The 14,107-nt window shown below is 49.4% G+C and carries 13 protein-coding genes and 1 tRNA gene; 6 read left to right on the top strand and 8 right to left on the bottom strand.

What is annotated here, in order from left to right:
- The first annotated feature begins 428 nt into the window (after nucleotides 1-428).
- The 5 genes from KK062_RS05810 to KK062_RS05790 all read left to right on the top strand — a co-directional run bounded on the left by KK062_RS05810 (nucleotide 429) and on the right by KK062_RS05790 (nucleotide 5,466).
- Nucleotides 429-1,256, top strand: a complete 828-nt coding sequence (locus KK062_RS05810; protein WP_254083313.1) for a helix-turn-helix domain-containing protein — start codon at nucleotides 429-431, stop codon at nucleotides 1,254-1,256.
- Between the two features lie 240 nt (nucleotides 1,257-1,496).
- On the top strand, nucleotides 1,497-1,949 hold the full coding sequence (locus tag KK062_RS05805; protein ID WP_254083312.1) for a hypothetical protein: 453 nt from the start codon (nucleotides 1,497-1,499) through the stop codon (nucleotides 1,947-1,949).
- Between the two features lie 293 nt (nucleotides 1,950-2,242).
- Nucleotides 2,243-3,394, top strand: a complete 1,152-nt coding sequence (locus tag KK062_RS05800) for a vanadium-dependent haloperoxidase (RefSeq protein WP_254083311.1) — start codon at nucleotides 2,243-2,245, stop codon at nucleotides 3,392-3,394.
- A gap of 6 nt (nucleotides 3,395-3,400) precedes the next feature.
- The gene (locus KK062_RS05795; protein WP_254083310.1) at nucleotides 3,401-4,195 is read left to right on the top strand and encodes a hypothetical protein; all 795 of its coding nucleotides are present in this window, start codon (nucleotides 3,401-3,403) and stop codon (nucleotides 4,193-4,195) included.
- A gap of 83 nt (nucleotides 4,196-4,278) precedes the next feature.
- Complete coding sequence (locus KK062_RS05790; protein WP_254083309.1) at nucleotides 4,279-5,466, top strand: hypothetical protein; 1,188 nt, start codon at nucleotides 4,279-4,281, stop codon at nucleotides 5,464-5,466.
- A 98-nt stretch (nucleotides 5,467-5,564) separates the two neighbouring features.
- Here KK062_RS05790 and KK062_RS05785 read toward each other — a convergent pair whose 3' ends face one another.
- Nucleotides 5,565-6,293 carry a porin family protein gene (locus KK062_RS05785; protein ID WP_254083308.1) on the bottom strand — a complete coding sequence of 243 codons (729 nt, stop codon included), beginning with the start codon at nucleotides 6,291-6,293 and terminating at the stop codon, nucleotides 5,565-5,567.
- Between the two features lie 130 nt (nucleotides 6,294-6,423).
- Here KK062_RS05785 and KK062_RS05780 point away from each other — a divergent pair.
- Nucleotides 6,424-6,497: transfer RNA gene (locus KK062_RS05780), tRNA-Arg, on the top strand.
- Nucleotides 6,498-6,772: 275 nt separating this feature from the next.
- On the opposite strand, the gene KK062_RS05775 is transcribed toward KK062_RS05780, so the two are convergent.
- The 7 genes from KK062_RS05775 to KK062_RS05745 all read right to left on the bottom strand — a co-directional run bounded on the left by KK062_RS05775 (nucleotide 6,773) and on the right by KK062_RS05745 (nucleotide 14,085).
- Complete coding sequence (locus KK062_RS05775) at nucleotides 6,773-7,993, bottom strand: alkaline phosphatase family protein (RefSeq protein ID WP_254083406.1); 1,221 nt, start codon at nucleotides 7,991-7,993, stop codon at nucleotides 6,773-6,775.
- A 169-nt stretch (nucleotides 7,994-8,162) separates the two neighbouring features.
- The gene (locus tag KK062_RS05770; RefSeq protein WP_254083307.1) at nucleotides 8,163-8,396 is read right to left on the bottom strand and encodes a hypothetical protein; all 234 of its coding nucleotides are present in this window, start codon (nucleotides 8,394-8,396) and stop codon (nucleotides 8,163-8,165) included.
- A gap of 7 nt (nucleotides 8,397-8,403) precedes the next feature.
- Entirely contained in the window at nucleotides 8,404-9,603 is a 1,200-nt protein-coding gene (locus tag KK062_RS05765) for a FecR family protein (protein ID WP_254083306.1), read from the bottom strand.
- 242 nt (nucleotides 9,604-9,845) lie between these two features.
- Complete coding sequence (locus KK062_RS05760) at nucleotides 9,846-11,477, bottom strand: acyl-CoA carboxylase subunit beta (RefSeq protein WP_254083305.1); 1,632 nt, start codon at nucleotides 11,475-11,477, stop codon at nucleotides 9,846-9,848.
- A 92-nt stretch (nucleotides 11,478-11,569) separates the two neighbouring features.
- Nucleotides 11,570-12,217 carry a DUF7691 family protein gene (locus KK062_RS05755; protein ID WP_254083304.1) on the bottom strand — a complete coding sequence of 216 codons (648 nt, stop codon included), beginning with the start codon at nucleotides 12,215-12,217 and terminating at the stop codon, nucleotides 11,570-11,572.
- Nucleotides 12,218-12,294: 77 nt separating this feature from the next.
- On the bottom strand, nucleotides 12,295-13,269 hold the full coding sequence (locus KK062_RS05750; RefSeq protein ID WP_254083303.1) for an MlaD family protein: 975 nt from the start codon (nucleotides 13,267-13,269) through the stop codon (nucleotides 12,295-12,297).
- Between the two features lie 66 nt (nucleotides 13,270-13,335).
- Nucleotides 13,336-14,085 carry an N-acetylmuramoyl-L-alanine amidase family protein gene (locus KK062_RS05745; protein WP_254083302.1) on the bottom strand — a complete coding sequence of 250 codons (750 nt, stop codon included), beginning with the start codon at nucleotides 14,083-14,085 and terminating at the stop codon, nucleotides 13,336-13,338.
- Nucleotides 14,086-14,107: the final 22 nt, after the last annotated feature.

The raw sequence follows: 14,107 nt of genomic DNA, 5'->3' as shown, positions 1-14,107 counted from the left end.
GAGGTAATAGGAGCCAACGATCCGGGCGGGCAAAAAAAATCCCGACAGTGTTCGCCGTCAGGATTTTTAACAGTTTAAACATTGCTTGTTCATGACCGATTTCCACCCTCCTCGCTAAAACTTCACTCGCCTTGCTCGCCATCAACCAGTTACATAAACTTCAGTGACGATCCTGCGAGGTGGAAATCGCTCCCGAAAGAGTCGATGCTACGTTCGGCAACTGACTCGACCAGGATTAATATGGCGCGAAAATAACAGTTTCTGGCAGACTTGTAGCACAAAAAGAGACAGAGATGCTAAAAAAATGACCTGACGTCCCATTTTATGAAATGGCGGCTGAGTGACGGGCAAACGACGGGTGAAAATCGCCCCAGGCGATCTGCCCAGCGCCGTTAAACGCGTAACATTGTGCCGACAACAAAATCACCATGCAACAACCGGAACTAGGAAGACGACTGACTGCTTTACGCAAGGAAAAGAACCTGACGCAGGAAGAATTGGTGGAGAAGAGCCACGTAAGCGTGCGCACCATTCAGCGTATCGAGGCCGGCGAGGTCCTGCCCCGGATGTCGACCGTGAAGATTTTGTTAGGAGCACTGGGAGAGCATTACGATTCTTTTTTTGCAAAACCTGTCCAGGCTATGGAAATACCTAAAAGTACTTTACCTATTGTAAACCGAAACACTTTGCTGATCGCTGCCCTGGCGGGCGCAGTTTATCTGGTGGCCCAGAGCATTCTCGGGGCGATGGATATTGCATGGATCATCAATCACACCGGTTGGGAGCTCCGGGAGAATACGATCTACACGGGCCTGACCGTCGTCATGGTTATCTCGTATACGTTGTTTGCGCGAGGGTTTATCGCGTTGGGCACTGTATTCGAGCATCCGTTGCTGAAAATTGTAAGCTATGTTCTCATTATCGCAACCGGCCTTAAAGGCATTTTTGATGTGGCTTCCTTATCGGTCGAGCTTGCGGACACACTGTGGTTACCGTATGCTGTCATTGCTATACTTTTTGGTGCGTTGAGTATTGTGTTTGGCGTATCGCTGATCCGTCTCCAGGATGGCATGGGTGAGATCTGCCGTGTTGCCGGAATTCTGGAGATTATTATTGGCTGTACACTCGTGACGGTGGTGTTATTCTTTGTTACCTATATCATCTTGATACCGGCTACGGTGCTGGAGATCCTGGTACTATACAGGGGATACGAATACCTGTCCCGTTCCGACACCCCGCAGCTTGCCGGTGATTAACGGCAGAAGTCTATGAAATAGCACCCAGAATGAGGAGTGGATGGCTTACAGTAAGAACTCTGCAACCATTATAGACGGTACGCTGGCATTTCTGCGCCTATTTTCTTAATATCGTAGCTTGCCGCGATGGCATGCGAAGATAGGATGTTAATTAGGAGATCTGCCTGTGCACTTTTTTTGATTCTGATGGTGTTCAACACCATTGGATATTACTCCTTTCTTGTACTGCTAAAGGAGCAAATGGCCGATCGTCTCTCTCGAAAAATTGCTTCCGGCGTTCCGGAACCGGGCGGAGATATGATCTTAAAAATTCCCCTGGCTGTTCCTTACACTACTGGCTCTGAGGAATATGAATCCTCAAAAGGCGAATTTACCTATGACGGCACGGTGTACCGGATCTTGAAACAAAAACACTACAACGATACTTTATATGTTGTCTGTATCCACGACTATAAGGCTACCCAGGTCGCCAATCAGATCAAAGACCTCTCCCATGCCTTCGCCGGAGACGGTAGCCACGGAACCGGTTTAAAATTGATTGACTCCTTATCGAAATATTACTGTTTTACCCGGCATACTATACTGTCTTTAAGTGCCGGATGGTCGCTCGGGCATACTCTGCCGGAGCCCTCCCATCATTATTCCTGCCGCTGGGCGGAGATCATCTTTCATCCTCCCGAAACAAACGCCTAGCCCCCCTCCCGGCATTGCTTTGTCATCTTCTCCTTGTTGCGCGGAAGCCGATGGGTTTCTGTTCAAGGAATTATCGTTCAGTCGTATCTAATCATTCCAGTCCAATAATGAACAGGTTCATTCTATCCATTAGTATGTGCATTCTTGTATGCTCATGCTCAACATCCGTCGAATATCGGACTCAGTCCAATAAGCCAGATGCTTTACATCGTTCTGTAAAAAAAATAACAGATATTATCGTTCACGACATTTTCTCTCCTCCTGTTGCAAGTCGCATTTACGCATATACTACGGTGGCGGCATACGAAGCGGCCCGCCATGAAGATTCTACCCTGGTCTCGCTCGCCGGGCAACTTAATGGTCTCGCGCCGGTTCCCACGCCAGAACCTGGCGTGGAATACAGTTTTCCCCTGGCATCCACCCAGGCTATTCTGCAGACAGGCCGCGCGTATATCTTTTCGGAAGATAAACTGGATGAGTTTTACAACCAGGTGATGGAAGAGTATCGCAGGTCTGGCATGCCGGAAGAAGTTTTTGATCGGTCGGTGGCGTATGGTAAAGCTGTTGCGGAACATATCATTGCCTGGTCGTCGAAAGACAACTATAAACAAACCCGGTCTTTTCCAAAGTATTCGATTCAGGATAGTCCGTCGACCTGGAAGCCTACTCCGCCGGCCTATATGGATGCCATTGAGCCGCACTGGAATAAGATCCGGACTTTTGTGATTGACTCGGCTTCTCAATTCCGCGGCCAGCCGCCGCCAGCATTCTCTATTGAGAAGAATAGCGATTTTTACAAGCTGGCCTACGAAGTCTATGAAACGGGAAAGACCCTCAGCAAAGAGCAAGAGGAAATTGCGCGCTTCTGGGACTGTAATCCTTTTGTGATGAACGTACGAGGGCACGTGATGTTTGCTACAAAGAAAATCTCGCCGGGTGGCCACTGGATGAACATTGTCGACGTTGCTTGCGAGAAAGCGCATGCCAATGCGTCCCGATCGGCCGAAGCATACGTGCGGGTAGCCTTAGCCCTGGCAGACGGTTTCATTGCCTGCTGGGATGAAAAATACCGAAGCCTCCTGATCCGGCCGGAGTCTTATATCAACCAATATATTGATGAGGACTGGGCGCCTTTACTACAAACACCCCCCTTTCCGGAGTATATCAGTGGTCATAGCGTAATCTCCAGTGCCGCTGCCAGCGCCCTCACAGAAGTTTTCGGTGATAACTTTGCTTTTACCGATTCGACAGAGATGGAATTTGGCCTTACCGCCAGAAACTTCCCCTCGTTCTTTGCAGCCTCTGATGAAGCCGCCCTTAGCAGACTGTATGGCGGTATTCATTACCGTCCCGCGAATGAAAATGGAAAGATTATGGGCATGGCCGTCGGTGCGTTCATCAACGAACGAGTGCGCACCCGGAGCAAGAAAGAAGCAAAAGCCTAAGCTGCTATGGAGTCATTATCAAACCGCCTCCATTATCTCTTTCGTATAGCGTGCGCTATGTGTTTTATCGGCCATGGCGCCTTCGGCATCATCACCAAGCAGATTTGGTGTAATTACTTTGGTGTTTTCGGCATTGGAGAGGCCCTTGCTTACCAGCTGATGCCCGTCGTGGGGATTGTCGACATCCTCTTAGGCCTGATCCTTATTGTCTACCCTATCCGCGCAGCGGCTGCCTGGCTGGTGTTCTGGGGGTTGTTTACGGCCTCGCTGCGGCCGCTCTCAGGCGAGCCCTTTGCCGAGTTTCTGGAACGTGCGGGCAACTGGGGTGCGCCACTGATCTTATTGATGTTGTCGGGCCCCATCGGCCCGGGTATTCGTTCGTGGTTTAAGAAAATGGAACCTGGCACGCCCCTATCAGAAAAACAACTACGTTCGATCGAGCTCTGGCTCAAAATTATTGCCTGCACGTTGCTGGTAGGACATGGTTGGCTGAACCTGATCGAGAAGAAAGGGTTGATTAATCAATATATTTCTTTGGGATTTCATGCACCGGTTTTAATGGCACACATTGTTGGGTTTCTAGAGGTTGCCTGCGGTCTTTCGTTCTTGATCCGGCCCGTGAAACATGTGGTGCTGGTATTCTTTGTGTGGAAGATGACGAGTGAGCTATTCTATCCAGCGTGGGAATTATTTGAGTGGGTGGAGCGCGGCGGAAGTTATGCTGCGCTTCTGGGATTATTTGTTGTTCTTCACTATAGATCTCATGTTATAAAACTGGTGCCCAGGGCTGGACTTGGATAATGCCCTATGTATTTCGCCAGTGAACCCGGCCATATGCCGATGAACCTAAAACGGTATGGCATTGTACGAAGAACGATAACTTCATGAGCAAGATCAACACGCTTGCCATGAAGTATATCGTTCTCTTTCTGTTTATTACAGGAAGCGCTTTTTCAGTCCCGGCGCAAGAAATTGGCGCCAATTTTAACCATGATCCGGAAATCATTGACTTTACCTATTTGAAAAAGACTCCGGTGGAATGGGTTCGTACAACGCCTTACATTTTTGAGTACATACGCGGCAAAAAAAATGTCGATACGGAAATGGGGTTAGCGAAGGTGATTGAGGCAAAAAAGGCTGGCTATAAAGTCGCTTTCGGATTTCGTTGGGACTTTGCTAAATTCAAGTTGAATATTCCTGCACCGGGATCGCCTGAAGAGAAAAAATACTTTGAGACTGCCGCTAGAATATTAAACAGGGTGGGTCCATTCCTGGACATTTTTACGTTAGGGAATGAGCCTAATCTGGAGACGAAGAAGGAAGATTTACAGCGAAATGCAAAGGGCATTGTTCCGCTGGTTTTATTTACGGAACGCTTGTTGTCGGAAGTTGTAGAGCCGTATTATAGTGCGCGTAAGGATTTAAAACGTCCCGATGTTTATACCGGATCATTGCCACGTTTGTTCCTTAAAGACGAGCAGAAGATTCCAGGCGTAGTTGGACTGATCGAATTGGCGCAGCGTCACCCGGCGATCAAAGGATTGGCAATACACTTGCATATTTCCGACTCTTTGGAAATGGCAGAAGCGCTGCAGTTCGTACGAACTATCATGCCAGACAAGCCTATTATTGTCCCTGAATTCTCGTTGTTTCGTTTATACAATAAACATGTATCAGACGCATTGGGTGATAGCGAGCGGGGTATTACATTCGCGAGTCAGTATGGCTACCCTCCTTCTATGAAGCTCTATGAGTGGTATAGCAAAGCCAATACGCAGCGTGTTAGCCCTAAAGAATGGGAGGATATGTTTGCATCGCGTAGCTGGTTTCCGCAACATTTCATGAAAACATATTATCGTTACTTTCAGAAGTATGGTATTGTATTGGCCACATACGGTTATTTAAGCCAATCGGCTCCGCAAAAGATGGGCCCTGCTTCACCAACCTGGTTTGTCAATCCCATTTTTCCCATGAAAAGCCTGACGCCGCTTGCGGACGGGTCGTATGCACCGAATCCACTGTGGTATGATGATTTTGTGACCATTGTGCAACAGGGCAAAAACGGCCATTGAATAACAGGCCGAACGGCGTGACCCCCTGAAACGGACTTAAATAAAAGCCCTGGTTCAGGACAATGGATCCTAAACCAGGGCTTTGAAAATATTTTGTATTAGAAGCTCGACAGGGAGATACCGACTGTGAACGTGCTGAAGTCGACAGGCTGGCGATTCTGCGAGAGTCCATCTTTAAACAGGTCGGTCATGTTTGCATAACCGAAGACGCTGAAGTTTCCGACGCCAATCTTGCCAAACACGCCATAGCGGAATTTGTTCAGCCCAAAGTCTTGTTTGTCTTTAATCTTTTTCACTTCGCCATCTTCCTTGTATTTGATCTTGCCGAAGGAGTCAAACATGTAGCCTACCCGTCCACCGATCGAGATGCGGAAACTACGGGCGGGGTCTTCCGGATTGGTACGGAAGCAAAGCTCGAGCGGCACTTCCACGTAGTTGGTGATGAGCATCGATTTTTTCAGGTTTGAAAACCCGGCAGTCGCCGGGGACACCATAAAAACGGAGTCGGCGTTGTAGGCCAGGGTATACTCGTTTTTGAATTTAAAACGCTCCATGCTGAGGCCGATGCCGGGGATGAAGCTGAATCCGGATTTGAGGATGCGGATGTCGTATTGATAATAGATATTGACGGTTCGGGAGCCCCACAGTCCCAGGGAGAAGTTGTCGGGAGCACCGGAGGCACGATTTACCCCCAGTTCGAGTGTGAAGTTTCCAGGGATATCCGGATGGCCTTTTCTTTTCGTAGTGGTGGTGGTGGTGGTTTCCTGCCCAAAAGCCTGTGCCACAAGTGCGACGAACGCAATAACTACCGCAATTCTTCTGATCATGTACTTTTTTATTCAATAAATACGTTCAAAAATACCCTTAATTGTGGTCCGGGCCAAACCAGATATTTTGTAAAGTGAATTATTTCTTTACATTTGCACTCCCAAATCACACTGGGGCACATAAAAACCAGGGTGCGTAGCTCAACTGAATAGAGCATCTCACTACGGATGAGAAGGTTCGGGGTTTGAATCCCTGCGCGCCCACTGATTAAAAACTAAATCCTGGTAGCATCCCTGCCAGGATTTTTTATTTCCCCGCCCTGAACTTCCCATCCTGATAGCGGCGATTGCAAGCCACTCATTCGCATGGTCTCTACGGAAGATTCAACTATTTGGCTTCTAGTAAGATAACAGAGATCAATTTCTGTATGGCAGAAATTGATCTCTGGCCTGTGCAACTCTAGGGATGCATCAACCTGGCATAAAGTTTCATGACAATACTAAGGCAGCGAAAAGAAGTGGCGGAATTTCGGGCGCTGCTATCGCTTTTTGTATATCTCCTTCAGGATATCCGGATCGCCGTCAATCGGTGGCATTGCCAGGCCCAATATGGTTGCAATGAAGGGATATACATGCACGTTTTCGAATGGCGGTAGGGTTGCCCTTTGTTTTATGTTAGGGCCGGCCGCGTAGAATATGCCTTGCATATTTTTCTCAACACCGGGGTCAAATCCATGTGCGCCAAACACCGCTGGCTGTGGCCCGGCGCGCCGGGGTTGATCCTGGAAGTAGTAGCCGGGCTCGATGACCAGTAGCAGGTCGCCTGCCCGTTCGTGATTGTAATGCCACTGGGTGGGCATCTCTTTTCGTTTGTAGACCTTAAAGTGGTATTCTTTTTTCTTTAGGACGTCGTAGAGCGAGTCGGCTTTATGCGTATAGATATGCGTTTGGGTGCCACCGTTTACAAATACGATCGAACTGTCGCGTGTGTCGAAGAGGTTGGGAATGGATACAAACGTTTTTGGAGTGTTGCTCAGCTCCATCATGCCGTGGTCGGAGACCAAGATCACGTTTACTGGCAGCGCTACTGTTTTCAGCCCGTGCATGAGGTGTCCCAGGAGGCTGTCTGCCTGTAATACTATTTCGCGCAAGGCCTGTGAATTGGGGCCGCTATGATGGCCTTCGGTATCCACGAGCGAGAAGTATAGCGAGATGAAGTGTGGACGCTCCGCTGGCGGCAGCTTGAGCCACGCGATGGTTTGGTCAACACGCTGTTTGTTAGGCACCGATTCATCGTAGTCGAAACAGTAGTCTGGGTATTTGCCCTGGATGGCAGCTTCTGACCCCACCCAGAAGAACGAGGCGGTCTTCAGGCCTTGTTGCTGGGCCAGTTGCCACAAGGGTGTACCGCCATAGTAGCCAGGATTGCGCACGGCTGCACGGTCTCGTATGGCGTAGTATTGATGCAGGGCCGGGTCGTAAAAGGCATTGTCGACCAGGCCGTGGCGGCCGGGGTAAAGCCCGGTAACGAGTGTATAGTGATTAGGGAAGGTTTTGCTGGGGAAGGATGGTATGAGCCCTTCGGCGGCGGCGCCTTTGCGGATAAACTCCTGGAAATAGGGCGGCTTGAACCGCGACACATAATCATATCGGAAGCCATCGAAAGAAACCAGTACTACATACGGTCTTTCTTTGGGTTGCGCGTAGGAGGCTATACTGATAAGATAACCGGCAACGAAGAGCACCACGCTTTTCATCATTCTCACCTAATACATTTAGATTCTCTGCGGCTAAATGTAATCGTCTTTTAGGCCAATTCGCAACCTGCTATGTTATTTGAAGATCAATTTTTGATGGCCGGTTGCCTACCCTCCATAAAAATGCGAATAGAATTGCGGATGCCGTTTAGATATGTAAAGACAGGACGTGTTAAAAAAAACGGTTAGCAAGGCCGCCAATGACAGAGCCCAGCGTACTAAAGAAGCCTTCAAAAAAGCTCATGGCCAATTTTGTACTGACTTCATTTTGCTTCTTCGGTTCATTCATCGAAAAATATTCCTTATCCCCAGTCATTGAGTCATAGTAGTTAATAAGAAGCTTCTGGGCCTGCGACCGGTCTTTCCCGTTATCTCCGTTTTTGCATTTCACTACTTCTTTTATCATTGGCTCATTAGTCAATTAAGCAATTCGGCAGGCTGCCGCTTAACGTTACAGTGTCCTGTTCAATCGTGAATAGCAGGGTTGGCTTTTTGCCCACACGAGACATCGTGCAGAACGAATTCAAGATAAAATCCAACGATGCGTCCTTGGGATAGGAGGCTTCGATCACGCAATTTTTCATTGCTTCGTTTGCAATTTTAACGTGAACATTAAATCGTTTTTCAAGAATTTCGGCAGCGTCCTCAAGTCTCACGCGCGGAAGAACAATCATGGAGTAATGCCAATCTACGTTTTCCGGATTAAATGCTTCTGCGTTATAACGGCCGCTTTCTGTGTAAACAGTTACTCGTTGCCCTTCCATAAGCTCTGCAAGTTTTGCGCCTTTATAACGTACCGCTACCCGACCATGCGCAACGGAGACGGTTAAGAATCCATCTTTCGGGTTGGCGTCTACCCTGAAACCTGTACCGAGTACTTCGATCTCAACATCCTGTGCCGTTTTCACGACGAAGGGTAGTTGAGCATTTTTTGCAACATCCAGATAGAGGCTACCATCCGTAATACTGAGCTCCCGACGATTGTTGGTGAAGAAGGGTGTAGGCGTGCAATAATTCGTCCCGCCCAGAATTACAGCCCAGGATCTATCGGGAAACTGCACATATTGCGCAGGACCGATAACGGACTCATCAGAACAACTTTTGGATTTAAATTGAATGTGCTTTGAAGAAATAGAGATTACGAGCGCGACAAAGACGGCTGTGCATACCAGGGCGACCGTTTTTCCAATCCTCTTATAGATAGAAGCTTGTCCGTTGTTACCTTGTTTGGAAATAATATCGTTGCCCGACAGGCGTCCGTTAATTCTCGTGGCCTCGCGAATGAGTATCTCCTCAATTTCTGCTGGGCTCATCGCGGCCAGACGTGAATCACGCTGGAGTTGATACAGGCTTCCCTTCCAAATATCCAGCTGCTGCTCGGTGGCACCACCTTCCTTTAGAGCCGCCAGGATACGGTTAATGCAAGCAATCATGTTGGTAACCTCTTGTTGCATGAGCCATTCTCTGGCGCGCAGAACGGCCAGACACACCACAGTACTCGCCTCGGGCGAAAGTTTATGGGCATGAAACTCCTTCAGCACCCGTACTTGACGAGCACTTCCAGACCTGTCAGCAGTAAAATCAAACTGCAGGCCATTAACATCTTCGTGCATATGTGAACGAATTAAAAGGCTAAACTTGGGTGGGCTCCCTGAGGCGACAGACGATTAACATCCATTAGCCCTGTATCTAATAAGAGGCAATACTACATTAAAGGTATAAGAGAAATGATTGAGAATTGACACTTCACTCCGATCCTGCCTTAAATCCATTTATATACTGGATATTCCAGGTATCCTGGAAATCATATTCTTTCTAACAGGTGGTATCGGATACCAGGATTTTTTATTTATGTCTACGTCTGAATAACTCCGGCATTAAACCGCTCCACTGTCGCGTGGTTTGCCGCTTCAATACCGGCTGATATCACGTTGCGAGTCTCCAGCGGATCGATCACGTTGTCTACCCAAATGCGCGAGGCCGCGTAGTACGGGCTTAACTGATCGTTATAACGATCGGTGATCTCTTTCAATAATTTATCCTCCTCTTCTTTCGACAACGTCTGCCCTTGTGCTTTCATCGAGCTGACGCGAATCTGCAGCAGTGTCTTGGCGGCGGAGGCGCCGCTCATGACAGCAATCTGTGCCGTGGGCCAGGCCACGATCAACCGGGGATCGTAGGCTTTTCCACACATGGCGTAGTTGCCTGCGCCGTAGGAATTGCCGACGATAACAGTAAACTTTGGTACGGTGGAGTTAGCCATGGCGTTGACCATCTTGGCGCCGTCTTTGATAATACCACCATGCTCTGCTTTGCTGCCGACCATGAAACCGCTCACATCTTGCAAAAACAATAGGGGTATTTTGCGTTGGTTGCAGTTCATGATAAAACGAGCGGCCTTGTCGGCAGAGTCGGAATAGATCACGCCGCCCATCTGCATCTCGCCCTTTTTGTTCTTGACCACTTTACGTTGGTTCGCTACAATGCCCACTGCCCAACCGTCTATACGCGCGGTGCCGCATAACAGCGACTTGCCGTACAGGGCTTTGTACTCGTCAAACTCAGAGTTGTCTACCAGGCGTTTGATCACCTCCAGCATGTCGTAGGGCTTGACGCGATCGCTGGGGACGATGCCATATATTTCGCGGGAATCGAGCTTGGGCGCCTGGGGGGTGACACGATCGAAGCCGGCTTTGTGAGATGCGCCCAGCTTGTCGAAGATGTTGCGTATATAATTAAGACAGCTCTTGTCGTCGGGGAATTTGTTGTCGGTTACGCCGGAGATCTCGCAGTGCGTGGTCGCACCACCGAGGGTTTCATTGTCGATGTCTTCGCCGATGGCGGCCCTTACCAGGTATGAGCCGGCCAGGAAAATGGAGCCGGTCTTGTCGACGATCATGGCTTCGTCGGACATGATGGGCAAGTAGGCGCCGCCGGCTACACAGCTGCCCATGATGGCGGCAATCTGTACAATGCCCATGGAGGACATCCGCGCGTTGTTTCGGAACTGACGGCCAAAGTGTTCTTTATCTGGAAATATTTCATCCTGCATGGGCAGGAATACGCCGGCACTGTCTACCAGGTATACAATCGGCAGATGGTTTTCCATGGCGATCTCTTGTGCCCGCAGGTTTTTCTTGGCGGTGATGGGAAACCAGGCTCCCGCTTTTACGGTGGCATCGTTGGCCACGATGACGGCGAGGCGGCCTTTGATGTGGCCTAACCCAGTCACGACACCGCCGGAGGGGCAACCGCCATATTCTTTATACATGCCATCGCCAGCAAACAGGCCTACTTCTATAAGCTCCGATCCCTCGTCGATGAGGTAGGCAATGCGTTCGCGCGCGGTGAGCTTTCCTTTCTGATGTTGCTCTTCGATCTTCTTCTCGCCACCGCCTAACTGTACTTTTTTACTGCGGGCGTGAAGCTGTGTTACGAGCTGCTTGAGCTGGTCTTCGTTGCGGTTGAATTCCAAATCCTGGGCCATGGGGAATATGATGGGTTAACAGGCACATGTTATCGCTAAAGTTCGTCAATTCCAAATGGCACGGCTCCAGTCGCACCGACGTGTAGCGGCCGTTAATGTATAAAAGAAACCCACTCGACACCTTTCTCACGGCACGTGCGAAGGCCGTTGGTGAAGGTCGAGATAAGAAGCTGTAATACTTCGCCATCGTCAGACTCCATATCTTTTTCAGAAGGTTGGATCTTTTCCAGCACGGCCAGCAGGTGCTCTATCTCCGGTTTGGAATAGTGGCTTATGCCTGGAAAGTCATTGATCGGCGGTATATCAAACAAGTTTTTCTCACCCCACATACGATCGAGGTTGACGGTAGCACCAGCTTTATCCAATAGTTCATTCAGGCGCTTCCAGACCCGGCCGGCATAAAAAATATCATCGTCTGTAGATAGACTGGTGCCAAACACATCGCATGCTACCAGAAGCGCATAACCATACTCATGCGCAAGCTTGGGATCAAGGCCCGTGGAAGGCTGGCTTTTAAAGAGCCCAAAAAATCCACCGCTTCCAGACTTCCGGTCAGCGGGTTTGATGTACTGAAATATGAGCGCGTCTATAATTTCTTCAAAATCGGCCTCACTTTCGCTGGCATAGTGATCATAAAGACCAGATGCTTTTATTTGCTCGGCCAATTGCGCGTCTTTCGAGCCGAGCACCTGCCGCACTTTCTCTAAGTCAACAGCGAAAGGCTGTGCATAGTATCCCATATAATGATTATTACGTCTACTGTACGTCCGGGCTTCCAGACACTGTTGCCATAAACCGGGCACGTGCCACGCGCATCCTACTGCTTTTTCTTCTTCTCGTCTTCTTTACGCTGGCGCTCCTGGTCACGCGCGATTGTCTTGCTGCTTTTGCCCAAAGGGGATAGGAAATGCCGGGGGTTTTTATTGAAGTGCTTGGCCAGCGAGTCAAACGATACCAGCAGTTTGTTGAGGTTCACGTATAGGGTGTCCTCTGTCAACAGTTTGCTGGCGGTGTTGTCGCCTTTGTGAAGGAGTGCCAGGGTCTCATTTAGCTTTGTCAGGCTTTGCTGTGCTTTCTTAACGGTATGGTTGAGCTCCATCACCTTGAGGGAGTCCGACAGCGTGTGGAAGTTGGCGATCGTCGGCTTTAGCTCTTCGAGGGTGCCGTTGAGGTTGGTCGCTACTGATTTGAAGTTTGTGCCCAGGTCGTTGATGTTGCTGTTGGCCGACCGCAGTGTTTGGTTCAGCAAGCTTGGGGTTGTTTGCAAGCCCTTCATCATCGTGTCGAGGCGTGCGCTATTGTTATTAAGGCCGTCCAATAGACGGTTTACGTTTTTCAGTGTTGTCGTCAGGCTGGTGGCTACCGGTTCGGCATTTTGCGCGAGGAAGTCCATGATGCCTTTGGCTACTTCTGACCGGATGGTGTCGTCGGCCTCCAGCACACGGCCACCGGTGCCGTGCATGTCGAGTTGGATGAACCGGCCTCCCAGAAGCTCGCCGTTCAGCATGGCGACAGACGAGTCTGTCAGTACGATGTCCGAATCAATATCCAACTCCACGACCACACGGTCAAGGTGTTGCTGGATTTGGATGTCGCTTACACGGCCCACGGCGTAGCCGTTGAGGAAGATCTGGTTAGACTCCGTCAGCTTGTCGACGTTTTGGTAAATGGCGAAATATTTATTGCTGGATGACAAGAAGTCGGAGCCTTTGAGAAAGTTGAAGCCAAAGTACAGCAATGTGAAGGCCACTACCATAAAGAGGCCTACCTTAAATTCCTTCGATAATTTCATGCGTATAAAATGCGGTTGCTGTGAAGTCCATGGATTCCCGCCCAGGCCGTGTACCGTTTCCGGTGGTCAATTTAGGGATTTTATGGATTCCACTTCGTTTTTGTATTCTTTGAAAGCACGGTAGATGCCCGAAGCTACCAGCTCCTGGCCCTGTTCTGTGGCCAAAAAGTCCTCTTCTGCCGTGTTGGAGAGGAAGCCTGTCTCGATCAGCACGCTGGGCATGGTGGTGCGCCAGAGCACGACAAATCCAGCCTGCTTCACGCCGCGGCTTACACGGCCTACTTTATTTTTAAATTGTCCTTCTACCTTTTGGGCGAACTTGAGGCTGCTTTCCTGGTAGGCGCTTTGAATGAGTGTAAAAAGTATATACGATTCGGGGCTGTTGGGCTCAAAACCCTCATACCGTTCCTTATAATCTTTGTCCATGAGGATCACGGAGTTCTCGCGCTTGGCAACGTCGAGATTTTTTTCGTCCACGTGCATTCCCATGACAAAGGTCTCGGTACCATAGGCCTTCGCGTTAGGGTTGGCATTGGCGTGAATACATATAAAGAGATCGGCTTTGGCTTTGTTGGCAATGGCCGCCCGTTCGTCCAATGGCAGGTACCGGTCGTCCTTACGCGTATAGATCACCTTTACATCGGGGACATTTTTTTCAATATACTCCCCTACCATCAAGGCGATCTTCAGGGCCAGGTCCTTTTCTTTTACTTTCTTGCCCCGGGTACCGTTGTCTTTGCCCCCATGACCGGCGTCGATGACAATCACATCGACCTTCGAATCGTGCTGAGCAGAAACGGGTAAATAATTTAGCAAGGTTATTGCTATCAGAAGCAGG

Origin of the sequence: Dawidia cretensis (genome assembly GCF_018598175.1) — a bacterium.
Lineage (GTDB): Bacteria > Bacteroidota > Bacteroidia > Cytophagales > Cyclobacteriaceae > Ohtaekwangia > Ohtaekwangia cretensis.
The sequence above is the reverse complement of the archived record's forward strand: the minus strand, read 5'-3'. Positions and strand labels throughout refer to the sequence as shown.